This window comes from Pantoea sp. S61 (genome assembly GCF_016625145.1).
Classification (GTDB): Bacteria; Pseudomonadota; Gammaproteobacteria; order Enterobacterales; family Enterobacteriaceae; genus Pantoea; species Pantoea rwandensis_B.
The window spans coordinates 399,776-423,272 of record NZ_JACVUO010000002.1; the positions used below are offsets into that span (position 1 = coordinate 399,776).

Consider the following 23,497-nt stretch of genomic DNA (forward strand, 5'->3'; position numbering starts at 1 on the left):
GTGTGCGGGTATGGGGACCGGCGATTGGCGCTTCTTTCAGGTCCGTGAAGCATTCTACCGAACAAATATTTTCATAAATTTTAAGGGCGTGTCAAGATTAATGAAAGACAATCAATCTCGATGGAAAAAAATTAAAACTCATTTCTTAGCACATAAAATGAAATACATTTCACTTTCTGTTTTAGGAATGGTGATGTTTTATGCAGCAATAGTCTTGATCTTAACTTGGCCAATAGATGTGTATTCCGTTGAGAAAGCCGGTGTTTTTGGTGATAGCTTTGGCGTCATAACGTGTTTTTTCACTGCATGTGGGTTTATAGGTTTGCTAATAAATTTAGATGAACAACGGAAGTATTCTGCTCAGCAACAAGTAAATGTTAGAAAACAGGACTTTGAATCAAAGTTTTTTTACATGATGAATAATTTAAATGAAATAGTGATGGATGTTGAGTATACGATTAAAGAAAGAGGAGTAGTAACATCATTCAAAGGTCGCAGTGCAATAGAAGAACTTTTGGGTGTACTGCAACAGTATTATAGAAGATCCAGTCAGGATGGTTTTTTTGACATTGTTACGCCTGAAATTGAAAAGTTTGATGATTGTTATGAGAAGTATTGGAATCAATGGGGGCGTTTCTTATCACACTACTATACTTGGATATATAGTATATTAAAGTTTATTGATGATGATGAAAGCATTGACAAGAGTTTTTATGCGAATCTTCTGAAGGCTAAACTATCAAAACAGGAAGCCATAATTATTTTCTACACAGCATCAACAAGGCGAGGGAAAGACCTAAGAATTTTGGTCACTAAATATAATTTTTTCGACACTCTAGAAGTTAATGATCTCTTTTTCGAAGAGCATGCAGCATTTATCAATGGTGTAACTCTAATTCAAAGTTTCGGTGATTTATAAATTATAAATTCTTGCAACATAAGCACCTCGGCTATCTCCATGACCAAGATCCATTGAAACCATCGCCTCGGCTTCTTTTCTGCTGAGGCCGTTTTTCATATGCCACTCTGTAGCCTCACGCGAATACGCATATCTCAGGCTATGCGGTGCATCTTTGCCTGTAAGCCCAGCATCCTTAGCCACATTTCGGTAGCGATCGATCGCGCTCCTCAGCCCGGCTCTATCAACCAACTTGCCACTATGTTTTGCCGAATATGCCACTGCAGCTTTCAAGCTCCGCACCAGTTCATCACGTCTGACGATCGTTGTGTCTCTCGGTCTACCGCCTTTTGTACCGAAAACTACGCGCAACCGTTCATCCCCACGCGCTAGCGCCTGCTGCCACGTTTTAAGCGATTTTGCCGACTGTACGGCTTCTTCTGTTCGCAATCCGAGATAACGCGCAATCTCCATCGCCAACGCGACACCTTCGTCTTTACTGCGTACGAGGGCGAGCGCCTCGTGAAAGCGCTCGTCCGTAATCGCTGTCTTTGATCCGGCTCGACTTGCACCAGACAGGTTGAGCGCATCATTACTCAACTTCTCATGCTTAGGATCAGCCAGTTTGGTCCTACCTGCAGTGGCCAAGATCGCTCGCAGTGCCGCCATCTCGTTTTGCAACGTACGCTTTGAAATATCATCTGTTAGTCGGCTACGTACGTAATTCTCAATGTGGTGCGTCTTAATATGGTTTACATCTCTGATCTGAATGTTGAGCTTCAGCATCTGCTCAGCCAGCCGTGCTGCTATGCGCGAGCGATCGGCGACGGTTTTGAAACTACCGCCAGATTTTCTGGCCAACGTCACCAATTGTTTGCTGAACTGCTTGTTTCCTCGCGACATACATTCTCCAAAACATCTCTACCCCGACGGCACGGTTTCAGGTTGCGCTTCCTGCATCTCAGCGGATATCTGTGCATCGGGGCGGCGAAATGTTGAGTTGTTGCGAGGTCTCCACAGCTCTCAGAGCTGATCGCGGCTAATGCCGGTTCCTGATTTCTCAGGACGCCTCCGTCCGTCAGGTTCTCTGACGTCGCCTTGATATCGCGTTGATTTCCTCCTCAGATAAGTTGCCAACGTTCACTGAATGTTGGTGCGGTTGATAGTGGTAATAACGAACTACGTGTTGGTCAGACGGTAAGCGTCGTCGCATAAGGCCGTATTACGTGGTGTTGACGTATACGCGCTGCGCGCGTCACTTGGTTGTTGCTACGCGCCAACGCAAGTGACGCCGCGCAGCTTCTGCCTGTATTTGCGAGGTACGTTCGTCGCCAAATGTTCCAAATGGCGGAAACGATCACGCAAACTGGCCGTGCGCTGTAGCTAGTATCGATGAGATGAAGTTGATTGAACCGTAGTGAAGTGGTGGAAACCTTGGACGTTGCTTTTGCCCGCTACTTGCAAAGGTTGAGTAGCTTTGCCGGTTATCCCGGATGCAGCCGCCAAATGGCGTTTCTCACAGGCTGCTGAAACTTTCGCTGATGACCGCCATTAAGGTGCCCCTTTCAGGTCATAAGGGCTTTGTTGGTTGCGTAAACAACTATGGCAACGACTAAAACACTAGCAATATCGCCAGAAATGGTCAAACTTAAATCAAATTGCAAGGCTTGCAATGGGCGGCAGATTTGAGCTTAAAAGAGCGATTTTTTTGATATGGGGGAAGTGATGAATAATAACAGGAAATCACAGCATAGTTTTTTACATGTGATATTTGGAAAGTCTTCGGCTGCTTTAAATTCACTATCGATGACTGTCAGCCGAAGGCTGAATGTTCGGTTTAATTTGGCAAAAACAGTGCTTCTGTTTTTACTAATACTTTTAGCTTTGAGCATCATCTCAGGTAGTGTTTTCGCTATGACTGTTTCAATAGCAATTGGAACCGCAATCTGTGGAATTAACGTATTTCCTTCTTCTTCAAATGAAGAGGGTGAAGAAAAAAAAGAAAATGACCACAATTACGGTTCCAATGGCTCAAATGGATCTGATGGTTCAACTGGCTCATAATTTATTTTGTGATCTTAGAGCTGATTATTTCACCAGCACTGCCAGCCGCACTTTTCACACTTGATGCACCATCACCTGCCATTCGTGCTATTTCACCAATTCTAATTCCTGCCCATGAAAATGCCGCCATCCACAACGCAGGTAGCACAATAAACATCGCCCCCATAACAAAGTTCATAATCAAATCATCAGAGCTATTTTGAAACCCAGCAGCATTCCAGCGGCTATGCGTATCAGAACTATAAAGTGCTTCCATTAACCAGCTGTCGAGCCAGCGCGCCAGCTCCCACCAGAACGTCAGGAAATTAAGCGCAAACACCACAAAGCTGACGGTAATAACGGTTTTGAACTCATAACTGCCGAACGCCAATATCAGTGGAAGCATCACATATATCGCCATCAGCAATAAAGCCTGAACCATCGGTAACGCCTGACGCATCGCATCAAACGCCGGGAACGCAGCCAGACTACCCAGTGACATTCCCGCAATACCACCAATACGGCTGGCGGAGTTATCCAGTGTGAAATCGGCATTGCCACCATAACCGGCATAAGTGCGGCCATTCTGCGAAACGGTCAAACTCTCCGGACTCACCAGGCGGCGAACGATGCTCTCCTTATATTTTGTATTGTCTTTGCCCATCATTTTTAGCGCGGCAGACATGCGCAACCACATTCCTGGTGAAGCCTGATCGACAACGCGCGCCTCAAGGCCGGTATCGGCGCTGGACCACCATTCGCGGCAGGTTGGATAACCACCGCGACCGGTGTCAGGTCTGCCGCTGTCGCGGCCTTCATTCCATGGGAATGATGCGCGTGGCGTCTTGGACTGCAGTTGATCGTAGTAACCGCTGCCGTTCAAAAATGTGTTGCTGCCCAGCCATTCAACATCGCGTAGTGCATCTTCTTCTTTGGTTTGCCCCTGATCCTGCTGCTTCCACAGGTATAGCGCCAGCGCGTAACAATCGTTGGTGAAATCCTGCAACTCGGCGGCGAGTGCTGGATTGCTGATGCGGGTGTGCTGCACTTCAAAGCGCAACTGACGTAAATCCGGGCGGCAGGGAATTGTGGCTACAGCTGCCTGTGTGACGCCTTTGGATAGCTTGTGCATCAGCACCCACCAAATTGGCGCTGCTGCCGTTTGCCCATCCATGCTGCTGATGATCGTCGAATAACCGCTTTCATCTGGCGCTTTTGGCGTCCAGGTGCCGCAGCTCTTGGAGCGGGATTCATCGTATTGGATACTGTCTAGGCTGACATTGATGATAGGCAGACAGCAAACCAGCATAACGAAAAACGCGCTGTAGAGCGCGTTCTCGATGCGTGGCAGTGACAGCTTACCTTTGTTACCCTCGTCATCGCCTTCCTCGCGCACCTTGAGCCAGATCCCAACCACTTTGAATATCAGCGGCACGGCAAACAGGCCAGTAGATATCAGCAGACCCCAGATGCCGTTATTGATGATCCAACCCAGCAAGGTAAGAAAGAACTCCAGATAGCTGTTCGTGCTCATCAGTGGCCTCCTGTTGTGGAGTACAGCGCCCATTCCATGACGACGATATAGAGCGTGCCAATGCTACAAATGCGCAGAATCATGCGATGCCAAGCGGGATCTGATTTCTTCAATTGCCAGCATTGATAAGCGAAGTAAGCGGTCACTGCATAAATCACCAGCCGCCATATCAGCCAAGCTATCCAGGTTTTATCAAACCAGCGCATGAGATGCGTTAGTGCTTCAGGTGATTTACTGGCAGACCAGAACAAAGCCAGGGCGATGCAGACTATTGCGGTGAGCGTTAACAACCATGCGAAAACCTTCAAAAATTTACGCATCTCACTCCTCCCCGGATGGCGCAGAAAGCTGATTGAAGCGCGAATCGGTATTTTCGTGCGGCTGGCGCTGCGGGTTAGTTGTGGCGCGATTGTTCTCGCGGTCGATGATGGTCAGAACGGAGTTGCGCGCCAGTTCGCGCTTCAGTTCCATTTCATTCTTGAGCGCGTTGATTTCCCTATCGAGCGATTCAACGCGGCGATCGCCTTCCTGCAACGCTTCGGGCATTGCTGCTGCATTCGGTTCCGATTGGCCGGTCACAATCATGCGGCGCATCAGCAGCGCGGTTTCAACCGTGTCAGCCATCGCCAGTTCACCCGCAAGGCGGCCAACCAGCGCCGCGTTGTCCGGGTCACGCTGCAGCGCTTTGATCACGCCGCTGGTGATCGCCAGGCTGCCGGTGCGCAGCTTTGCCAGGTTCTCGGCGTTGGGCTTCTCCGCGCCATTAACCAGCTTCACCAGTTGCTCGCCGTTGATGCGCGTGGCTTCTTCCAGCATCGGTGAAAAGCCGGTTCCGGCGACGCTGGCGCCAGGTTGCTGATCGATATCGCCATCGGTGCATTGCGCGGCATCTTTACAGGTGCGAATCGAGCGATCGCCCAGCACTTTAACCACCGCTGCTGCCGCTTCTTCGGAGCTGGAGAACTTACCGCAACTGCCACCCGTGCAGCTGTCGCCGCTGACGCTGCCGGTGCTGTTAACCGGCAGATTATTCATCATGTTATAGCCAGCGGCAGACAGGTCATAAGTCGGGCGAATCGCGCGCTGGCCACGACCACCGCGCTTTTCACCGCCGACCCAGTTGCTGCCGGATTCGCCCGTCACTTTTTCCCCGGCATCGTTCACGCGTACCGCATCCGCATCGCCGCTGTTCACCAGCTTTTTGTACTCATCCATCGCCGCCTGCTGCGTCCATTTGCTGGAGTCCGAGAAGTCCACCATGCGTTTGGCCATGTTCTGACAATTGAGCTGCGCCTTATCGAACGCCACGTTGGCCTGCAGCACGCCGTTGGTGAGCATTTCATACAGGCCGGGATTAGCGCGCTGAATCACCATTGCGGGCAAACTAGCCACCGCGCCGGTTGCGCCCTGAACCACATCGCCCATCAGGTTTTTGAAGCCGTTGGTCATGCCGTTAAGCTGATTGCCGACAGTGGTTTTCAGGTCGAAGTTGCCGCATTGCAGATCCGAGCTCCAGCCAACGTCCAAACCCAGCTTCTGCATGCTGCTGCGCGTGGCGGGCTGCGATATCACCGAGCCGCCGCCGAGGGTATAAAACAGCTTGTCGGACACCGCGCCGTTAGCACTTTTGCCGTAGCCCATGCTGCTGTCCTGAACCTGCGGCAGTGAAACGTCAAACGCCTGTGCGCTGGTTGCCAGTAGCAACGCTGACGCCGTAAACCAGATGCGCGGGATCATGATTCACCTCCAAAATCGGTGCTGTACAGGAAGGTCTGGCCGCGACGCTTGCAGCAGCTGTAAGGTTGCCAGAGCGCGAAGGCTTCATTGCCATCAACGGCTGCAGTGAAGTTGCCATCCGGGAACACGGCGCAGGTTTCGCTGAGCTGCGGAGATAACCGCTGCCATTTGTGGTTTTTGAATCCGGTGTTTTCCTTAACCGGTCCGGGCGGCCAGTAGCCAGGCGAAGGATTGCCTTTGAGGGTTTGATATACGTGTGGCTGGCCGGTGCGGGTGATGATGTCGGCGACGCGCTGCGCCACCACAGCGGCGGCTTTGTCGTCATCGGTCTGCGTGACGAAGCCCGATCGTGGGTAGACGTTGCTCCACATGTTGGCCGTTGCCTGGCTGCCAATCTCGCGCATGCCTGGCACCAGCGCTTCCGGGTAAAGCGATTCCGGTATACCGCTGCGCCATGCCAGCGTATCGAGCGTGCTGAGGAAGTAAGGATTCAGCGGCGTTGCCGCGCTCTCGCAGGAATAGCCAGAAATGCTGCCGCCAATCAGCGATGTTGCCGGATGGCCAATCGCGTCGGCATATTTGAAGTGCAGATTGGTTTTGCGCTTGCCCTGTGCTTTCAGCTCCTCGTTGCCGCCACCGGCTGGTACGCCGTACATGCCGTTTTCGAGCCCGCCCGCCGTCTGACTGACGAACGCCATTTCCTTCCAGGGGTACGCGCCGGGTTGTGCATATGCCGATACCACGGCTTCCGGGATGAAGTGCGTGACCTTGACCGATGTGCGCACCTTGCAGCCCCACGGCGTACAGAACAACCAGTAACAGATGCCGCTGACGCGCCAGCTGATACAGGATGGAGAAACCGCGCTCGCAATGATCTGCGCGCTGGTGATGGCCGATTCGGCTACCGGTTGCATAGCGGCGAACAGCAGCGCGGTAGTTGCCAGTTTCGCGCGCGTCATGGATGGCCACCTTGCGCCCGGATGTTCTTAGCCAGATCCACATCGGTGGTGCCATAAACCACGTCCACGTCGTCGAAGACCACCGCTGGATATTTTTCTATGCCAAGCTTCCACGCAGCAATAACGCCGCGCCAGGCTTCCACTAATTGCTGCTGTTGATCCGCGCTCATGCGCTGCAGACCGCTTTTGGCCGCCTGCGCAGCTGCTTCAGGATTATTGCTGAGTTGGCCAAATATTGCATTTTGCTGTTGGTCAGGTGCATCGAGAAACACCATGCGCGTATTGGCGTCAGCATTAATGGCTGGATGGCCAACTGTAGTAAAAACGGTAACGGCGGCAAAGCCGGGAGATATTGTGCAAATGAAAAGGAGTGGGATCAGCGACTTCATCAGACTTACTCCACAAAATGAGAGAAGCCATAACGGTGCGCTGGATGTGAGTTGAGTACAGCAAACAACTCTGTGTCGGACAGCGGGATTAAATGTCCCCGGTCCGAAGGGATGCAGAACAACTACGCCTGGTAGGTGTAACCTTTGGGCCGGGGACGGAGCAGACTATGCAAATTTTGGCACAACTTCACAAGCGAGAGTGCTCTGAAACAGGCGTCATTTCGCGTGCTTTGATGAAAGTTGATGCGCCAGATAAAGCTGGAGATAAAGCAGGTCGGCGGCGTCTACGACGGTCATGTACCAACGTGGGTGATGATAGTCATCTTCCGTTGGCCAGCTCAGGTGACTATTCACTGTAATCAGCAGGTCAATCGAGCTACACAGCTTGCCTTTGAAGTTCAGCGCAAGGCATGAATGACTGCCGACGCGCTGCGGATGGCTGGTGATCTGCACGGGCGGATTAACGCGAGTCCGGATTTCATCACATAGCCTGTCCAGTAAGGTCAGATCGCTCATCAAAATTTCAGGCTCACCTTGTGGCATCAGAGTAAACAGCGTGCGCGCAGCATGCCGGGAAATCGCTGTGGTAATGCGGGGTACGGGATATTTTAGTTTTAACATACGGCTCCCTGATTAAACGGCGGCAGACTTGAGGCCACGCGCTGCATCAAGCTGGCGTGCAACGATCACTGCAGCTTCAAGCTCGCTACAGTTGTGCTCTTTCATCAACTTACGGCGTTCGGCTTTTTCCTCTTTCTCGGTCATGCCAAGAGCAAGGTAGAGGCTGGGTGGCACTGCGCGAAACAGCGCTTCGGTTTTCTTCGAAAGCACCACGCCTTCGGTATAGCAGCGCGGCAGCTTACTCGCGGAAAGCAGCACCGATTTTTGCTCATCGCTCAACTTCTTAAAGCGCGCAATTTGCTCCACTTCATCAGGCGGCATTGTCAGGCAAAGCCACCATTCAGCCATGTTCAGCATCTTCTCGGCGATGTCCGGGTAATCCGCCAGGTTCTGCGTGGCCATCCACAGCCAGGCACCGAGCTTACGCCACATCTTCACCACTTTGGTCATGTACGGAGACAGCAGCGGATTGGTGGTGGTGATGTGCGCTTCATCGATGGCGAAGACGATTTCGCGGTCGAGATACTGATCGCGCTCGGCGATGTTGTTGATGGTGTTCACCAGTGAAACCATCGCCAGCGCCATCTGAGCGCCATAGTTTTCGCGCGCCAGCGTGCCTAAATCAATAAGCGTCACATCGGCTTCTGGCCACGGCGTGCCGGGACGGTTGAACAGTTCGCCTTCGAAGCCGCTGGTAAACATCGACATCGCACCGGCCATTTCATCGGCACGCGCGCGACGGCGTTCGGTCAGCAACGGCTGGCCGCTGCTGTCCACGCTGTTATCACGCGCGATGGCAAACAAGGCTGTCTGCAGATCTTCTGCAATCATCTGGCGCGATTCGTCGTAGCTGGTCTGCGCGGCCATCATAATGGCCTCACGAATCAGGCCTCTGTCAGAGCGCGTTAACCGTTCTTCTTCGCGTTTTTCGCCGCCAGTGATCATCATGCGCGCGGCGATTTCCATTTCGCCGAGAATGTCGCGCTGTTCATCACCGTCATCTTCATCGGCGTCCGGGATATCGGCTTCGTTAAGCTGCAGCTGCTCAGGTTTGAGGTCGAGCAACTGATGCGCATCGGCGAACAGCGCCAGACTGACGCCGCAGCCGGGACGGATGCTGATTTTATTCACCGTCAGGCCAAGGCTTTCGCAATAGTCGGCGTACAGGCCAAACGAGTTACCGGCTTCGGCAATAAATAAACGTGGGCGGTGAATAGCCATCAACTGGGAAAGCGTCGCGCACAGCGTGGCCGACTTGCCCGCGCCGGTTGGTCCGAAAAACAGCATATGTGCGTTCTGCGTGCGGTCCTGCTTATTCATCGGGTCGAATGTCAGCGGTTCACCGCCGCGATTGAAGAAGCTGAAGCCGGGATGACCGCTGCCGGTGGCGCGGCCAGTCACCGGCAGCAAACCGGCCAAGTGCTGCACCCACGTCAGGCGCGTATACCAGTGGCGGCGATCTTTTTGCGGGTTGAAACACATCGGCAGCGCGCGCAGCCAGGTATTCAGCGGCGAAACGTTGTATTCAGGTCGCACCGGCTGCAGGCCAGATGTCAGCAGCACCGCCAACATGTTTTGCTGACGTCGGTTGAGGTCGGCCAGATCGTCGCCGCGCAGCATGAACGTCAGCGCGCCGCGATACAGCTTGTGGCGGCGGCCAAGATACTCTTTCACTTCGCGCACATCCTCGCGCACGCGCCCGGATTCGGTGTTTTCACCCACGGCGTTTTTAGCCAGCTTAATAAAGTCGTTTTCCAGCACGTCCTGCGGCTGAGAAACGATGGTCAGTGAAACCACTGTGCCTTCGGGCAGCAAATCCATCAGCGCATTAATGTGCTCGCCGCGCGCCATTTCACCGGTCAACATGCCAGGTTCAGGTGGGCGGCGCAGACGCTCGATGGCAATCGCGCGATGCGGTTTATCGTCGAACCACCACACGCCGTTTTCGATGTCTGAGCACGGCGGCGTGTACCACAGCGTTTCGGCGAAATCGTTGGTCATCGGCAGCTCGCCTGCTTCGGCATCATGATGCTTCGCGGCGGCGTAAAACGCTTCTTTGCTCAGGCCGTGCTGCGGATCGGGATTAAACAGGCGCAGCAACCATTCATGAATCTGCGCGCCGATTTGCCGCTGGCAGGCGACGCCGGATGCTCCTAGCGATGCCGCTAGTCGGTCGCAGACCTGATTCAACATGGTAACGGGCGGCAGTGCGTGAACGTCTTTTACACCTTTGGCAGCGCCTGGCACCCAGCGATAAATCACCATGCGCGTGCGGCGCTGCTGCCCGCGCCACGGCTGGCCAGTGACCAGCGTGTCGCGGAACAAGCCCGTTGGAATGGCGATGTCCCGCAAATGGCGCTCGGTTTCACCCAGCCAGGCGTTGGTGAATTTCGTGCCGCGCGCCCAGGGTTTTACGTACTCTTTGACCGTGTTCAGATAGGGCGATGGATCGTCCTCATCCTGGCAAAAGAACTGCACCACCCACGGCGAGATGTCGTCTTCTTCCAGGCTGTCCTGCAGCGCATCTTCCACCTGATCGCGGATTTCCTCCAGGCGCGCGGCGGTGCGCCCCTCGGATGAAATCGGCGTGATGGTATAAACCGCGCCGACCGAAACGCCGTCATCAAGCAGCAGGCATTTATCTTCCGGCAGATATTCGGCCCACGGCAGGTAATCAATGATGGAAGGTTTGGCGTGATACAGCGCGGATTCATCCTGCACCGTCATTTTTCCAGGGCGCGACAGTGGCTGCGGCTGGCTGCTTTCAGGGATGTTGCTGGCTTCCGGGGCGGGCTTTTTAAACAGGGAAAACTTCATTACAGATCCTCCGTGCGCTCACCCGGCAAGGCGTACTGCACCTGGCTGTAAAACGGGAATACCGTGCTGTAACCAGGAACCGGCGAGTTGCCACCGGCAAGGTGTGGAAAGACGTACATCACCATGTCGGGGTTCGGCAGGCGCGGGAACTGCTGTGTGATCTCACTTTCCTGCGTGCGGCTATAAGAGTGGTCGAGTTTGTCGGCGCGCTGCTCTTCCGTTTCACTCAGCGGACGGCGCAGCGCTTCACGTCCCTGCGCGCCACGTTGAGCTGAACCGCTCGCGCCTTTGCCTTGCCACAGCTCCAGCATGTTGCTGTCGCCCGCTGGCAGCATCTCTTTTTTCGAGGTGCTGCAGCCTGAAATGACTGAAACCAGCGCGGCGAACGCGACCGGCATTAATGCTCTGTTCATGCGCAATCCCCTTAATCCAGTCCGATACGCGCGGCATTACCCGGCACGCTGAAGTCGTAACGCACCTTGCGGCCTTTATCTTCGTAATCGATCGCCAACTGCTGCGTTATGTGAACGGCGAGATTCGCGCCGGGTGGCACATACACCGCATCGAAGGTCTGGCCATAACGCTGTTTCACCCATTCGGAAACATCACCAACGCCACCGGCAATCACTTTGCCCATTGCCGCCTGTCCGGCATCGCCGGTTAGCGTGGAAGTCACGCCGCCGTAAGCGTTGGTTTGTCCGGTACGCTGATTTTCGTTGAGTGCTTCACCGGCAGCGGCTGCGCCGGAAAGCGCAAAGAGGGTTGGCAGATAAGTTGATGCGTTGGATTTACGCGTGCCGCTGATGCAGGGAATCCCTGCCTCATCCGAGATCCAGCCAATGCCGCCGTCCTGCTTTTTGCCACCATCCTGGCCGTTACTCTTGCCGTTAGTATCAGGACGCGGCAGCGTGCGCACCCGGCCATCGCTGAAGACGAAGGTGATAGAGTTCACCTGGCCGCGCACGCAGGAGAGCGTCCAGTCGCCTGAAGCCGTGCCGGAAACAATCGCGCCTTCTACATCGGGTAAATCGATGCCGTTGGCCGTCAGGTTGTCGCGGCCAATCAGCACTTTGAACGGATAAGGATCGGTGACGGTGCCATTAATTGGCACGCGGCCCAGCAGCGCGGTCATGCCTTTGCTGCCAATCAACGTGGAGTTTTCTGGCAGTGTGTAAACCGGCTCGGTGCTTTCCTCTTCTTTCTGGCTGTTGGAGTAGCCTTTCACCTTTCGCTCGTAGTTACTTTTGCTCTTACTCAGCGCATTATCGCCTAGGAACGATGTTGGAAATCCACTCATCGTAGATTTACCGTCGGCGGGAGTTGAACCCGCGTCCGTGCCGCTGCTGCGCTGATCGCTGGGTGAAACCCACATCACGCCATCACTGGTGTTGCCACTGGCAACATCATCCAGACCAAGCCCCAGCGGAATATCGCTGTTGTTCTGATCCTGCTTATTGGACGCCATGCGCTTGGCCAGCTGGTTGCTCAGCTCCTGAACTTTACTGGTCAGGGTTTGCTGTTCCTGCTGCAGTTGCTGGCGGCGGTCTTCAGCCAGTTTCTGGTAGTTCGCCACCGCTTCATTAACCTGACCGGCAACGTTCTGGTTGCGCGTACGCAGGCGATCGTTCTCTTTGACCAAATCGAGATTCTGGCGGTCGAGCGTTTCCTGCTTACCGCGAATGGTTTTCAGCGTGCCAACCAGCGTGCGCAGCGTGTCTTCCGGAGTATCACCCTCGACGCCCAGCGCCTTGAGCTCGGCAGGCGTCAGATCGGCCAGCGCTTTGGGCTTTTCTGGCGTGGCGCTGGTTTTTTCTGTTTCATTCTTGATGCTGCAACTTTTCATGCCCACCGCGACGCCCGCGAGCAGGAATACCGGCACCAGCACTTTGACCAGCGTGTTCGATTTAATCTGCATGGTGTTCACCTCGCGCTTTGCGGCTCACCTTCGCTTCAGGAATCAATGCGTTTTCGGGGCGCGAATCCATCACCAGATAGAGCATGGTGGTGTCTTCAGGTGTGCCGACTAAACCGAGAAAACGATGCTGGAAAGTGGCGGAGACAAACTTGCCCTGCAGCGAGCGGGGATCGAGAACGATTTTGCGGCTGGTCATGTTGCGTACGCGAAACGCCACCACGTTCTGACTTTGCACCGCCCATGCCGCAATAGGCTGGATCTCTAAAGGTTCAGCGGGATAAAGCGTGGTGATGCGGCTGGGTAAATGCAAGACCAGTGAACGCACGCCGGGAACCGGCTCAACCGTGCGCAGCGGCGCATACAATCGCTGCGACGCGTAACGCGTGAGCAGCACCGGCAGTGGCGCGGAGTAACTGACTTTCTTCTCTTCTTTGGCTGCGTCAGCTTGCTCAGGGTTGGCATCAGCCTCGCTGTCGCCCCCTTCATAAACTAACTTTACCGGCTCGGCGGAACCTTTCGCGCCAGCGGTGACATCGAGCATGATGATCTCGCCGTTCTCCACATCCTGCAGCTGGACGCGGGTCTGGGAAAACGCTTCGTTCGCTTTCAGGTACACCGCACCGCCGGTGCTTTGCACGCGCAGCTTGCCCTTTAGCGCTGGCGCGATACCGACGCGCACGTTTTTATCGACGAATACCACGCGCTCCTGGCCAACCTTGAGCGTGACCTGCAGCGGGATGCGCTCCCACTTCATCAATTCAACTGCCTGAACCGGATTCGGCGTAAGTGTTGCCACTGGCAACACTGCGAACATCAGCCTGCAGGCAAAATGCAATCTGGTGAGCGTATTCATCAAAACATCCCCTTATGCTCAGGCTTAGGTTCAGGTGGTGCGGCCTCCAGACGCTGTGGCACGCCGTCGTAGCAATCCAGCGCCAGACCGAACTGATTGGTTTCGGGATCGCCATTCCAGCGCGTAATTTTCATCGGGTAGCGCACCATCGCGCGCTTCACCGGCTCGGTGTGAAAGTACTCATCCGCGACCAAATCTAGCTGCGCGACCCAGTTGTCACGGTCGCGCACTGTGACGCTTTTGGTGCTGTAGCCGCGCTCGGGAATTTCATACACCACGCGCACACGGTCAATCAGCTCGTTGCGGTTGGTGCGCTCGGTGGCATCTCGTTCCAGAAAGTCTTTGCAGCCCGGTGTCAGGTAAGGCGACAGAGCGCGAATTTTGGCGGGATAATCCACCTCACCATTTTTCGGCCAGGCGTTAAGCTGCTGGAATATATAGAAGGCAAAGGCGTAAACCGATGACGGCGGCACTTCCCACCAGGGGCGCGTGCTGCCGGTGCGCAAGTCTGGCGGGTTATGAATGGTCATGCTGCGGGGCGCTAGCATCCAGCCAGATGACGTGATCAGCACCAACAGAATGAGGAAAGCGCAGGCGATGCGCAGCGATTTGATGTGCTGATCGCTGCGTTGAATGGCATTGCGGAACTGGCTCATTTTCCGGCTCCCTTCGGTGTACGGCGCAGAGTCCAGCTGTGTGAGCTGATGATGAGAGAACGGTCGCCATAGCCCATCCGGCGCTTCTTCTCCTCCAGCCGCTGCCAGATGTAGTTTTCTGGCTTGCCGCGTTTAAGGCGGGCCATCCAGCGCCCGCCAAACGCAATGAGTAGCAGCGGCATGAGCAGCATCCCGGTAGGGATGATGACCCAGCCAACCAGTGGAAAAAATGGCAAACACACCACGCCGCCAACCGCTAATCCAATCAATGCCGCCAGCCCCAGTTCCGGCGTGGTGAAACCGCGAAACACGACAGGTTCGGCATTCAGTCGATCGGGCAGGAAACGGATGGTCTGCATGCTTATCCCCTTACAGAATGATTTCGGCAGACTGACCGAGCAGCCAGATAGTCGCGACCAGCAGCACCACGCCGGTTGCAACGATGGAGCCAAACTTGGTCCAGGTGGCGCGTTCGTTACGCACTTCAACGAACGTGTGCACCGCGCTGGTTGCGACGTTGATAAATGCCACGGCGCAGACCAGCAGACCGGCGAAGACAATGAAGTCCTGCGCATAGCCTTTGATCTGGCCCATCAATCCGGTGCCGCCGCTGGATTCCGGCGCTTCAACCGAAGGCAGATCGGCCAGTGCCGGTTTGCAGGACAGCCAGGCCAGAATCAACACGGAACCCAGACGCATGACCTGACGGTCTTTAAAGCGAGTCAAGCGAATAAACTTTGATTTCATGGAACATTCCTCTTTGACGGGTAAAGGCACTTCGAAAATGTCTGCGTTAACTGGCGAACATCCAGATGCAGACGATCAGTAAAGCCACAGAACGGATAACAAATCGGGCAAGCGCGGCATCCCTGACTTTGGTATTTGCCCAGCCATGCCAGACATCTACCGCAGCCCATGCTGCCCAGAGAAACAGCACGCACAGTAGTAGCCCAACGGACACCAGATACAGAACGCTAATATCGATGTTGCCGGATGCCGTTTTAAACGCGTTAATCTGCGCGGCGGTCATCGCCATAGCGGACGGCCTCGCGTGTAATCGCCACTGACCTTGCCGTAATCCAATGGCTGCGCACGGGAAGGCTGCGTATAACGGTCGATGCCAGCGCGCATGGTGTTGAGGTCTTCATTGGCTTTCTTGTAATCGAAGAGGTAGCGGCGGCGATTATTAGGATCGGACTGCGCGGCGACCGTGCGGGCGCGGTCTAGGGAGAGTTGGACTTGGTCTAGTAGGCGTTGGGTAGTGGCGAGTTCGTCGAGTTCGGACGCATTAGTATTTGAACTGATAAAAACAGAAAGGAAAATTAATAAAGCATGTGATACTTGTGGATAGAAATTAGGTTGCATCATAATTTACTCCCGTTATGAGAGTAAGACTATGCTTGTCAATTCAAAGTGAATCCATTATTTAAGTTTATTGCTCAAGGTTAATTTTAAATGGTGTTATTGTATTTGTTTTTTATATATACAAAGGTTGCATTTACTTTCCTTGCCCATAATGGTTCAATTGAACTGGCGAAACTAATTTTCCCTTCCAAGTAATTTAAGAAGCCCGTGACAGATTTAAAACCTCGGCGATTGCAATGACTTATAATGCCAATGTCTTTTCTTGAAGCAAAGTGCAAGTGCATTAATATTTCTTTTTTATATTCACTTGTAAGCTTAGGAACAGGTCCATCAACCAATAGACCTAAAACTATTTTTCTTGCGCCTGGCGTGACTATTTTGGTCTTGGCTTCATTAGGCCAGAACCCATTCTTATTTAATATGTATTTTATCTCTTTTATTAAGCTAACGCATATATCTCTCGAGAAAAAAGAACGTGATGAGAAAATAATATCATCAGCGTATCGAGTGTAATTTATACCGTGAGCTATGGAAAACTCAAAAAAACTAGCGTCTAATTTTTTTGTGCATATATTTGATAGTAGTGGGCTAGTAGGTGCCCCTTGGGGTAGATGACCAATTTCTACCGTTGTGTAAGGTAATTGAGTACCTAAAGTATCATCATGCCTATACATTTTAATTGGATTCGATTTATTTCTTACTCGCGTGCACAATCGAGCCATTTCAAATGAGATTAGAGGCTGATAGCCCGCCTGAACAAATGCATCATAAACTTTGACCTCACTGATAGATTCAAAATAATTCTTAATATCTATCTTAATCATCCAGTTATTTCCACAATGCGGAATGGCGGCTTTAAGAATACCTCCATCGGCGTGAAATGCCATTGTTGACTTACTGTGCGGAATTTTTTTTAAAATGTGTTCATGTATCCATTTCTGCACAATCAACAATGATGGTTCTGGAACAGAAATAAACCGAACCCTGTCAGGATGAAAACCAGCATTGCTTTTCTTTAATTTGAACGTCTTATAATTACTGGAAGGATCTCTGCGCTGGACAATAAATCTTAGAGACGAATATGAAACACCAGAAAGAACTGACAAGTGTTTAAGTGTAAAAACTGGAGGTAAGTCCAAATAACGTAGTTTTTTTGCAGTTGCCACCGCACTATTTAAAACATCAGGAGAAACCCCATCAGCTATGCCTTGGGATATATATAAGTGAGGGCTCCATATCTTCATCTACCTTAGACTCCATTCGCGCAGCGAATGCACAGCTCACAGCCGCAAGGCATACGTCGGCGACAGGTGTGAGTTGTGTATTCCCAGTATGCGTCAGTTCAAACTATGGGAAACCATTGGTTGCCCCTCAGCCCTCCAAATTAAGGAGGATACTAGACTCAAGGATACGGAGCTCTCAATGACGAAGGGTAATAGAAATTTTGATTATCTTCAATGTTTTTTTTAATTGCTTTCTCTCTATTTATTAGCGTGTTATACAGACTCCTTCCTCTGGAGGTCAAGGCGTTACTGCGAAATTTAATTAAACCAAGTTCGTAAGCTTCATTCTCCATATTAAAAACCATTAGTGGGCTAAACCCCGACAACCTTATAATTTCAGATTCATAATTAACGCCCCTCCCTACTAATAGAACCAAAATTGACGCAAGGCGCTCTCTGTATCCGCAATTAATTGTTTTTAATGCATTATTCATATAGGGAAGCCCAAGTTTAGCAAAAAATAATTCTGATTCCTTACCAAATGAGTAAGGTTCCAAAAAATAACCTTTAATTACTGAGGATGGGTCTGGAAAGTATTTAGCCCATGTCATTTTCTTTGTGTTAACTGACTTGGATAATATTGAAGGAATGTTATTTGGTATTGAATGAGCAAAGCTCATAAGTATCCCTGAATTATCATAGCCTAAAGGGGTGTCGGAGTTGCTTGCATAATTCCTGCAAAGATCGATAATTTTAACTTGATCTTGAATTTCAAATGAATCTTTTATGGTGGGCGTTATGCAGAAGCTTTTTATAATAGGGTTTGCGGGGTGGGATTTAATTATTCTCTTGGCGTCTTTAGTGCAGGAGTAACAGTAAATGTAAAATTGTATATATTTTAGAGATGCCCAGCTTTTAATTGTCTCGACTTTCCAGAAAGAATTAAGCATTTCTGTAATTCTCTTTCCAGTGCCAATCAAATCTGTAACAAGGACTATATTTTTTATTTTTCTCTTTCTAAACTCTTCGACACTAGGATGTAAATAGAATGTGCCTGTCCATCTACGAGAACGACACTTCATTGTCGTAAGGTGGGTCATTAAAGCTTCACTGCCGATAATGTGTTTATTAAGTCTTAAAGAGTACACAGGGTGTAAGGCAGCTCCATTTGCTCTTCTTATATAGCGGCGTCTCGAAGGGTGTTTTATTTTATCTACGGAAAACATTCTCTGTGGGATGTTATCCTTCTTTTTAAACTCCCTTTCTATAAAAAAGGCCACTTTACCGATATTGCCAAAATAATAATCAAACCCGCTCAACATTGCCGCGTCAAACTCTGCTTTACTAACAAAACAGCAACGAGATAATAACTTTGAGGCTGTTTCATAATCTTCTTGATTATGAGAAAATTGAGATAGCCAGATTTCAGATTCTCTATTTGATATTTCATTGTACATAACGATGATCCTAGAGTAATTATCATATCGGTAATAAATTAATTATAATCAATAAATTTTAGCATGATTTTTATCATCCTGACGCGCCGCTTTAGCGGCTTGCCTGCTGACGACAGCGCACAAAGTCGAGCTTTGCACGCTGTCGTCCAGCTTACAGGTACTTCTTAAACGAAGCCGTCAGCACCGCCAGTGCCATTCCCAGCATCAGCGCAGCAGGCAGCAACAGCAGATTTGGGTACACAGCTGATGGCCACGATAGATACACCATGCAGGGCACATAGAACGCGGGTTTAACGAAACGTTTGGCGTGGTGATAAACGAAGCTGGATTCATATGCAGCACCATAACGTCGCAGATCTCGCCGTCCCAGACCATCAACCACTGCGACCAGCACAACCATCAGAAACAGCGGTATTGATAACACCAGAATCGTCACGCGAATCAGCGTCACCACAGCGACATACACTGTCGCCAGCAAATATTCCTGCAATGCCGATGCCAGCCAGCGGCTACCGGCACTCAATCCGGCAGCAACGGCATTCCCGCCGCTTTCCATTGCCTGATTTTGCTGTGCGATCCATCCCTGCAAACCACTATCGACAACCAGCCACTGATAAACCTGTGTTACCCAGGCAGTGACCGTCACCGTGGGCTGTGACAGCAGCAGGCTGCGCGTAAACTCAGTGGAGAGATAGCCGCTCTCGATCTGCATCACCTGCTGACTATGTGCTGCACCTTGATCTGGCCAGAAGAATGCAATGCCGATGTACTCCATTACCAGGCTGAAGAACAGCGAAGCCAGCAACATGCCGATCAGCTTCCACGGCCATCCCCATAACAGATTAAACAGAAAGCCATGCTCTTTAGGCTGCTGAACGCGAGCTGGCGGCGCTGAAGTGTTTGGTAGTGGCATTAATCACCTCCCGGCGGTTCTGCGCCTGCAGCACCAGACCACCAGGCTTCACTGGTGCGGTAATTGCGGTGCATCTCAGCAGCGATCTTCTGCAGGCTTTCCGGCATCAAATCGGTTTTATCAGCTGCGGGCAGCGGCATGCGAATTTTCCACAGTTGGCCGCCTTCCAGCAACGCGAACGCCTGCCCCTTGGGCAGGTTGATGATGTCCGCTGGTGTGAGCATCGGCGTTTTCACCATGCTCACACGGTCCTGAGTGTTGGAGGTAAAATCGGTACCTTGCTCCTGGTTGGTGATATCGGTGTAACCCGATACCAGCGTTTTGGAATACACATCCACTTCAGGCAGCTGACTGGTTAGCAGCTCGGCGGTGCGGTTCTCACGCACGCGCAGCATGATCAGCGTATTGAAGTTGCCCGTGACCTGTGCGGCTTTGGCGCTGCTACCAATGCGTGCCTCGATGTCAGAAATTGTTTGGGTGTACGCCGTCACCTCTATGCCCGCGCCGCCGCCTTTGTTAATCAGCGGAATAAACTCATCGCCCATCAGTTCATTGAACTCGTCGCAGTGCAGGCTGATCGGCAGCTTGCCGTCGCCATTCTCCGGTAGACCGTCATTGATGCCGTGCTTGTAGATATGTCCCGCGATACTCACCAAATCAGCAAACATGCTGTTGCCAACGGCAGCGCCGACTTCACTGTCAGAGAGAGCATCCAGCCCGACATAAACGATGCCGCGCTGGCGAATCACCTGTTGCCAGTCGAAAATCGGGCGCGGATCGTCGAGGTCTTCATAGTCTGGAGAAAGCAGAGCCGCCGTTTTGCCGGTGGTGAGTTTTTCCAGCAGCGGCAGTAATGAGGCGACGATTTTATCGAAGTAGGTACGGTCATAACGCACTGCCGAACGCAGCCCTTCAAGGATGGGATCATAAAGCTTTTTACCGGCTTCAGAACTCAGCGCCAGCTCCATCGCCCAGATGCGCGTGGCGTTTGATTGCCCCTGCATATTACGCGGTAGATCTTTCTCCTTTAGCACATTGCTGCCATTCTCGATTTTGCAGCGCAGCTCCGGCAGATGCTTATCAACCAGATGTTCCACGTAGCGCTGATAGAGCTCGCCAATGTTGGTGACGTAGCGAAGGATCAGCGAGTAGTCGGGGCGCTGGCCAAGCGCAACCAGCGCGCGCGTCACGATGTTCACGAACCGCCAGGCGAACTCGCGAAACGCGGCGCTGTTACCTTCAGCGCCTAATTGACCAGCGATGCGCGAAGCCACTTCCGACACACGCCCGAAGCGGCCAATCGCGTTGTAACGAGCCGAGATCTCTGGCCAGCCAAGGTGGAAAACGTGGAAGTCATCCTGACGACCGGCGCGGTGTGCTTCAGCCCACATGCGTTTTAGCAAATCGGCATCGCCTTTAGGGTCGAAAACGATGGTGATATTGCCGCGCCGAATATCCTGCGTAACCAGCAACTCTTCCAGCCGCGTTTTGCCAACGCGCGTGGTGCCAACGACTAACGTGTGCCCAACGCGCTCGCGGAGATCCATCGATACATCGCGCTCGTGCGGTTCGATGCCGTGCAGCGCCGGATTACCGCCAACCGGTGGCAACGGACGAACCGGATTCAATGGCGTATCAGCTGAAATCAACGATGACAGCCAGGGCAGAGAATGCTCACACGCGCGTTCAAGCCTCCGCGCGTACTGATAGATCTTCGCTGGCTGAACATACTTTTCGACTTCTGGCCGCCGCGTATCGAGCAGGCGCTGGGTGTGTTTTTGCTGCCACAGAAAACCTTTGCCCAGGAATAGCCGGTGATTACTTACTGGCACCTGGCGGCTGGTCATTACATAGCGCGGCAAGCGGCGCAGATTTCGGCGATACCTGATCACCTGGCATCCCTGACGGGCACGAACGGCGGCCAGCACCGCAAAGCCGGTCGCGGTGACATAACTGACCGATGGCGACAGCGCGACAGCCCAAGGCGCTGCAACGCAAACATAGCTGGCGGTAGCGGCTACCAGCGTGGTGTTGAACTCAACTGCGGGACGTAATAGCGCTTCAATAACATAGCGATCGCTCATAGCAGTGACTCACTTTTGTCAGGATTCAGACCTGCTGCGTGCTGAGTGATGCAGTTTGTGCCAGCACCAGTAAGCGCGCAGCAGGGCCATAGAAAGGATGAAGAACAGAGGAAGGAGCATCAACGATGCATGGGACATTCCATGCAATCCGGCGAATCCCATCACTGGGCTGAAACCTGTTGGCTCAGCGAATGTTCGGTGATCAGCACCGGGTAATGTTCCAACTGAAGGCGGCGCGCCAGATCGCTACCTGATACCGGTGCGAGTTGAAGAGCAGGCGCAATCTGACGCAGCTGCAGCAAGGATGCCGAGCTGCTGACATTTACCACCATCCCAACCGCACCACGACGTCTGAGCAGTTCAGCGTTACGTGATAGCCATTCTTGCGATTGAGCATCATCGCCAACCAGAAACAGCGCACCAATTCCTGGCAGTTTCAGCGCGCGCGGCTCAATGATGCCGGGAGTGAGTTCAGGTGTTGCCACTGGCAACACTGAACCTTCACTGTAATCAGGTTGGATTGATTGCTGTTGCGGCTGAGGCTCAGCGTTGATTCCCTCATAGAACGGCGCTGCCGATTTGCCGCCGAGATCCGCGATAACGTTGAGTTCAGCATGCGAGAGAAATGGCCACGCGACGATCGCGCCAGCCAGCATCAATTTGTTCATTGTTGCCTCCGGGGTTCTGTCCAGATGATTTCGGTTGAAGGAGTTTGGTTACTCGCGAGGTTGGCGGGTGCCTGTGTTGCGATTGGACGAGATTGAGCTGGCGAGAGTGATGCCAACTTTTGGCTGACAATCTGCCGATAGCGCGCTGCAGGTTTGCCGCCAGCCGGATGGTGATAGCAGCCAGCCGCTTTCAACCAGCTGCCGGGACTGCGTTCCCAGCACTCACGAAGAATGCGCGCCGCTGCGTTCAGGTTGATATAAGGATCAAACGCATCCCACGTTGAGTTGAAGCGATAACCATTCCAGCCGAGATTGACCTGCGCGATGCCGACATCGATTCTCTTCAACGGATAGCTTTTAATGAACTGCTGTAGCGCTTGCCAGGCAGCTTGTCTGCTTTCATAGCGGTAACCTTTGCCCGCGACATTGATTGTCCACGGCCACGGGCGCGTGCTGTGTGTCAGTTTGCGCGATGATTCAGCCAGCGCCAGCGAGTAAAGCGATTCAGCAGGCACGCCATGCTGCAGCGCGACTTTCTGATAACCCGGTGGCACGCTTTGCATGCTGGTTGACGCCACAGAGCTGGCGGCACTCAGCAACAAAGCGGCGGTTAGAACGCTGCGATATGCCATCCGCTTGCCCCCTGCTGGAGAAGAACCGGCATGATGCCATTGCCGTAGCGCATCCAACGGCCTGCATCGTGATTTAGGGTGATACGGCGCTCGCGAACTTGTTCGACGGGAATGTGGTGCTGTTGCGCCCAGCTACGGAGTTTCTGATCGCTGCCTTCACTATCGACAAGGTAGATATCAACGGGGCGTTTATCGGCGAGAACGGCGGAGAGTCTGGCATCGCAGCGCTGGCAATCTGCTTCGCGCACGAATAACGCCAGGCGACCACCGGAGTCATGCGCGATCCCTGCGGCGTTGCCCATGTTAACCGGCAGCATGTTGGGCATCAGGCGTTTCCAGGCAGCATCAACTTCTCGCTGGAATTTGAGCTCTTTTTCTGTGCGCTCATACTCCTGTTTTACCCAGAGTTCAGCGTAGTGACGGCGTTGAAGATCAGACTTTGACTCAATACCTAAGGCTGTTAGTGGATCTAGATTCGGGGATTGCTTTCCCCTTAGACCTTCCATAATTTTTGAGTAGTTTGAATATTCATCATCGGACAAAATTTCTTTTGAAAACTCATAACTTCTCAAGTTTTCCTCATGCAATTTTGACGAGGTTTCAGCTAATACAGATAACGAAAAAGTTAGAATGAGTGTGCTGACAAAAAAACATTTAAACATGTTTGCCCTCAATAGATTTCACCACGATCTAATTGGACAATGAATGCCTTTACAATGTATTGATAGAATTA

The 23,497-nt window shown here is 52.4% G+C and carries 25 protein-coding genes; 2 read left to right on the top strand and 23 right to left on the bottom strand.

Annotated elements, in window-relative coordinates; all coding sequences use genetic code 11:
• The first annotated feature begins 10 nt into the window (after positions 1-10).
• The gene (locus IAE30_RS07210) at positions 11-919 is read left to right on the top strand and encodes a putative phage abortive infection protein (protein WP_200678697.1); all 909 of its coding nucleotides are present in this window, start codon (positions 11-13) and stop codon (positions 917-919) included.
• Here the strand turns inward: IAE30_RS07210 and IAE30_RS07215 are convergent.
• A complete protein-coding gene (locus IAE30_RS07215; RefSeq protein WP_200678699.1) occupies positions 914-1,801 on the bottom strand; it encodes an integrase domain-containing protein in 888 nt (295 codons plus the stop codon). The genes IAE30_RS07210 and IAE30_RS07215 overlap by 6 nt on opposite strands.
• Before the next feature lie 822 nt (positions 1,802-2,623).
• Between IAE30_RS07215 and IAE30_RS07220 the strand changes: the two genes are divergently transcribed.
• On the top strand, positions 2,624-2,962 hold the full coding sequence (locus tag IAE30_RS07220; protein WP_200678701.1) for a hypothetical protein: 339 nt from the start codon (positions 2,624-2,626) through the stop codon (positions 2,960-2,962).
• A 1-nt stretch (position 2,963) separates the two neighbouring features.
• On the opposite strand, the gene IAE30_RS07225 is transcribed toward IAE30_RS07220, so the two are convergent.
• From IAE30_RS07225 to IAE30_RS07330, 22 genes are all read right to left on the bottom strand, one after another.
• Positions 2,964-4,475, bottom strand: coding sequence for a conjugal transfer protein TraG N-terminal domain-containing protein (locus IAE30_RS07225; protein WP_200678703.1), 1,512 nt, complete (start codon positions 4,473-4,475; stop codon positions 2,964-2,966).
• On the bottom strand, positions 4,475-4,795 hold the full coding sequence (locus tag IAE30_RS07230) for a hypothetical protein (RefSeq protein WP_200678705.1): 321 nt from the start codon (positions 4,793-4,795) through the stop codon (positions 4,475-4,477). The genes IAE30_RS07225 and IAE30_RS07230 overlap by 1 nt, the downstream gene beginning before the upstream one ends.
• Before the next feature lies 1 nt (position 4,796).
• Positions 4,797-6,212, bottom strand: a complete 1,416-nt coding sequence (locus IAE30_RS07235) for an integrating conjugative element protein (RefSeq protein ID WP_200678707.1) — start codon at positions 6,210-6,212, stop codon at positions 4,797-4,799.
• Entirely contained in the window at positions 6,209-7,126 is a 918-nt protein-coding gene (locus IAE30_RS07240; protein WP_370585520.1) for a TIGR03756 family integrating conjugative element protein, read from the bottom strand. Before IAE30_RS07240 ends, IAE30_RS07235 begins: the two co-directional genes overlap by 4 nt.
• Before the next feature lie 41 nt (positions 7,127-7,167).
• The gene (locus IAE30_RS07245; RefSeq protein ID WP_200678711.1) at positions 7,168-7,560 is read right to left on the bottom strand and encodes a TIGR03757 family integrating conjugative element protein; all 393 of its coding nucleotides are present in this window, start codon (positions 7,558-7,560) and stop codon (positions 7,168-7,170) included.
• A 216-nt stretch (positions 7,561-7,776) separates the two neighbouring features.
• Entirely contained in the window at positions 7,777-8,181 is a 405-nt protein-coding gene (locus IAE30_RS07250; RefSeq protein ID WP_200678713.1) for a hypothetical protein, read from the bottom strand.
• Between the two features lie 12 nt (positions 8,182-8,193).
• Positions 8,194-10,998, bottom strand: coding sequence for a conjugative transfer ATPase (locus IAE30_RS07255; protein WP_200678715.1), 2,805 nt, complete (start codon positions 10,996-10,998; stop codon positions 8,194-8,196).
• Positions 10,998-11,411 (bottom strand): TIGR03751 family conjugal transfer lipoprotein, encoded by a 414-nt coding sequence (locus IAE30_RS07260; RefSeq protein ID WP_200678717.1) that lies wholly within the window; start codon positions 11,409-11,411, stop codon positions 10,998-11,000. Before IAE30_RS07260 ends, IAE30_RS07255 begins: the two co-directional genes overlap by 1 nt.
• A gap of 11 nt (positions 11,412-11,422) precedes the next feature.
• Positions 11,423-12,913 (bottom strand): TIGR03752 family integrating conjugative element protein, encoded by a 1,491-nt coding sequence (locus tag IAE30_RS07265; protein WP_200678719.1) that lies wholly within the window; start codon positions 12,911-12,913, stop codon positions 11,423-11,425.
• Positions 12,903-13,766: a TIGR03749 family integrating conjugative element protein gene (locus IAE30_RS07270; protein ID WP_200678721.1), complete on the bottom strand. Its 864-nt coding sequence runs from the start codon at positions 13,764-13,766 to the stop codon at positions 12,903-12,905. The genes IAE30_RS07265 and IAE30_RS07270 overlap by 11 nt, the downstream gene beginning before the upstream one ends.
• On the bottom strand, positions 13,766-14,422 hold the full coding sequence (locus IAE30_RS07275) for a PFL_4703 family integrating conjugative element protein (protein ID WP_200538993.1): 657 nt from the start codon (positions 14,420-14,422) through the stop codon (positions 13,766-13,768). The genes IAE30_RS07270 and IAE30_RS07275 overlap by 1 nt, the downstream gene beginning before the upstream one ends.
• Positions 14,419-14,781, bottom strand: a complete 363-nt coding sequence (locus IAE30_RS07280; protein ID WP_200538992.1) for a TIGR03750 family conjugal transfer protein — start codon at positions 14,779-14,781, stop codon at positions 14,419-14,421. The genes IAE30_RS07275 and IAE30_RS07280 overlap by 4 nt, the downstream gene beginning before the upstream one ends.
• Positions 14,782-14,791: 10 nt before the next feature.
• Positions 14,792-15,169, bottom strand: a complete 378-nt coding sequence (locus IAE30_RS07285; protein ID WP_200678723.1) for a TIGR03745 family integrating conjugative element membrane protein — start codon at positions 15,167-15,169, stop codon at positions 14,792-14,794.
• Positions 15,170-15,215: 46 nt separating this feature from the next.
• Positions 15,216-15,458: a TIGR03758 family integrating conjugative element protein gene (locus tag IAE30_RS07290; RefSeq protein ID WP_008107119.1), complete on the bottom strand. Its 243-nt coding sequence runs from the start codon at positions 15,456-15,458 to the stop codon at positions 15,216-15,218.
• Positions 15,449-15,790: an RAQPRD family integrative conjugative element protein gene (locus IAE30_RS07295; RefSeq protein ID WP_234472681.1), complete on the bottom strand. Its 342-nt coding sequence runs from the start codon at positions 15,788-15,790 to the stop codon at positions 15,449-15,451. Before IAE30_RS07295 ends, IAE30_RS07290 begins: the two co-directional genes overlap by 10 nt.
• An 83-nt stretch (positions 15,791-15,873) precedes the next feature.
• Positions 15,874-17,031, bottom strand: a complete 1,158-nt coding sequence (locus IAE30_RS07300) for a reverse transcriptase family protein (RefSeq protein ID WP_200678725.1) — start codon at positions 17,029-17,031, stop codon at positions 15,874-15,876.
• A gap of 158 nt (positions 17,032-17,189) precedes the next feature.
• Positions 17,190-18,467 (bottom strand): hypothetical protein, encoded by a 1,278-nt coding sequence (locus tag IAE30_RS07305; RefSeq protein WP_200678728.1) that lies wholly within the window; start codon positions 18,465-18,467, stop codon positions 17,190-17,192.
• Between the two features lie 151 nt (positions 18,468-18,618).
• The gene (locus IAE30_RS07310; protein ID WP_200678729.1) at positions 18,619-19,380 is read right to left on the bottom strand and encodes a TIGR03747 family integrating conjugative element membrane protein; all 762 of its coding nucleotides are present in this window, start codon (positions 19,378-19,380) and stop codon (positions 18,619-18,621) included.
• Positions 19,380-21,464: a type IV conjugative transfer system coupling protein TraD gene (gene traD / locus IAE30_RS07315; RefSeq protein WP_200678731.1), complete on the bottom strand. Its 2,085-nt coding sequence runs from the start codon at positions 21,462-21,464 to the stop codon at positions 19,380-19,382. The genes IAE30_RS07310 and traD overlap by 1 nt, the downstream gene beginning before the upstream one ends.
• A gap of 161 nt (positions 21,465-21,625) precedes the next feature.
• Positions 21,626-22,132 (bottom strand): integrating conjugative element protein, encoded by a 507-nt coding sequence (locus IAE30_RS07320; protein ID WP_200678733.1) that lies wholly within the window; start codon positions 22,130-22,132, stop codon positions 21,626-21,628.
• On the bottom strand, positions 22,129-22,764 hold the full coding sequence (locus IAE30_RS07325; protein ID WP_200678743.1) for a transglycosylase SLT domain-containing protein: 636 nt from the start codon (positions 22,762-22,764) through the stop codon (positions 22,129-22,131). The genes IAE30_RS07320 and IAE30_RS07325 overlap by 4 nt, the downstream gene beginning before the upstream one ends.
• Positions 22,743-23,270, bottom strand: coding sequence for a TIGR03759 family integrating conjugative element protein (locus IAE30_RS07330; protein WP_234472699.1), 528 nt, complete (start codon positions 23,268-23,270; stop codon positions 22,743-22,745). The genes IAE30_RS07325 and IAE30_RS07330 overlap by 22 nt, the downstream gene beginning before the upstream one ends.
• Between the last annotated feature and the right edge of the window lie 227 nt (positions 23,271-23,497).

Bases quoted from the DNA above. Each gene is read 5' to 3' on its own strand.
- IAE30_RS07230 (WP_200678705.1), bottom strand. From the start codon at position 4,795: ATGCGTAAATTTTTGAAGGTTTTCGCATGGTTGTTAACGCTCACCGCA.
- IAE30_RS07300 (WP_200678725.1), bottom strand. From the start codon at position 17,031: ATGAAGATATGGAGCCCTCACTTATATATATCCCAAGGCATAGCTGAT.
- IAE30_RS07220 (WP_200678701.1), top strand. From the start codon at position 2,624: ATGAATAATAACAGGAAATCACAGCATAGTTTTTTACATGTGATATTT.
- IAE30_RS07310 (WP_200678729.1), bottom strand. From the start codon at position 19,380: ATGCCACTACCAAACACTTCAGCGCCGCCAGCTCGCGTTCAGCAGCCT.
- IAE30_RS07280 (WP_200538992.1), bottom strand. From the start codon at position 14,781: ATGCAGACCATCCGTTTCCTGCCCGATCGACTGAATGCCGAACCTGTC.
- IAE30_RS07275 (WP_200538993.1), bottom strand. From the start codon at position 14,422: ATGAGCCAGTTCCGCAATGCCATTCAACGCAGCGATCAGCACATCAAA.
- IAE30_RS07305 (WP_200678728.1), bottom strand. From the start codon at position 18,467: ATGTACAATGAAATATCAAATAGAGAATCTGAAATCTGGCTATCTCAA.
- IAE30_RS07290 (WP_008107119.1), bottom strand. From the start codon at position 15,458: ATGGCGATGACCGCCGCGCAGATTAACGCGTTTAAAACGGCATCCGGC.
- IAE30_RS07210 (WP_200678697.1), top strand. From the start codon at position 11: ATGGGGACCGGCGATTGGCGCTTCTTTCAGGTCCGTGAAGCATTCTAC.
- IAE30_RS07245 (WP_200678711.1), bottom strand. From the start codon at position 7,560: ATGAAGTCGCTGATCCCACTCCTTTTCATTTGCACAATATCTCCCGGC.
- IAE30_RS07260 (WP_200678717.1), bottom strand. From the start codon at position 11,411: ATGAACAGAGCATTAATGCCGGTCGCGTTCGCCGCGCTGGTTTCAGTC.
- traD (WP_200678731.1), bottom strand. From the start codon at position 21,464: ATGAGCGATCGCTATGTTATTGAAGCGCTATTACGTCCCGCAGTTGAG.
- IAE30_RS07255 (WP_200678715.1), bottom strand. From the start codon at position 10,998: ATGAAGTTTTCCCTGTTTAAAAAGCCCGCCCCGGAAGCCAGCAACATC.
- IAE30_RS07270 (WP_200678721.1), bottom strand. From the start codon at position 13,766: ATGAATACGCTCACCAGATTGCATTTTGCCTGCAGGCTGATGTTCGCA.
- IAE30_RS07330 (WP_234472699.1), bottom strand. From the start codon at position 23,270: ATGGAAGGTCTAAGGGGAAAGCAATCCCCGAATCTAGATCCACTAACA.
- IAE30_RS07325 (WP_200678743.1), bottom strand. From the start codon at position 22,764: ATGGCATATCGCAGCGTTCTAACCGCCGCTTTGTTGCTGAGTGCCGCC.
- IAE30_RS07215 (WP_200678699.1), bottom strand. From the start codon at position 1,801: ATGTCGCGAGGAAACAAGCAGTTCAGCAAACAATTGGTGACGTTGGCC.
- IAE30_RS07265 (WP_200678719.1), bottom strand. From the start codon at position 12,913: ATGCAGATTAAATCGAACACGCTGGTCAAAGTGCTGGTGCCGGTATTC.
- IAE30_RS07235 (WP_200678707.1), bottom strand. From the start codon at position 6,212: ATGATCCCGCGCATCTGGTTTACGGCGTCAGCGTTGCTACTGGCAACC.
- IAE30_RS07320 (WP_200678733.1), bottom strand. From the start codon at position 22,132: ATGAACAAATTGATGCTGGCTGGCGCGATCGTCGCGTGGCCATTTCTC.
- IAE30_RS07240 (WP_370585520.1), bottom strand. From the start codon at position 7,126: ATGCAACCGGTAGCCGAATCGGCCATCACCAGCGCGCAGATCATTGCG.
- IAE30_RS07285 (WP_200678723.1), bottom strand. From the start codon at position 15,169: ATGAAATCAAAGTTTATTCGCTTGACTCGCTTTAAAGACCGTCAGGTC.
- IAE30_RS07295 (WP_234472681.1), bottom strand. From the start codon at position 15,790: ATGATGCAACCTAATTTCTATCCACAAGTATCACATGCTTTATTAATT.
- IAE30_RS07225 (WP_200678703.1), bottom strand. From the start codon at position 4,475: ATGAGCACGAACAGCTATCTGGAGTTCTTTCTTACCTTGCTGGGTTGG.
- IAE30_RS07250 (WP_200678713.1), bottom strand. From the start codon at position 8,181: ATGTTAAAACTAAAATATCCCGTACCCCGCATTACCACAGCGATTTCC.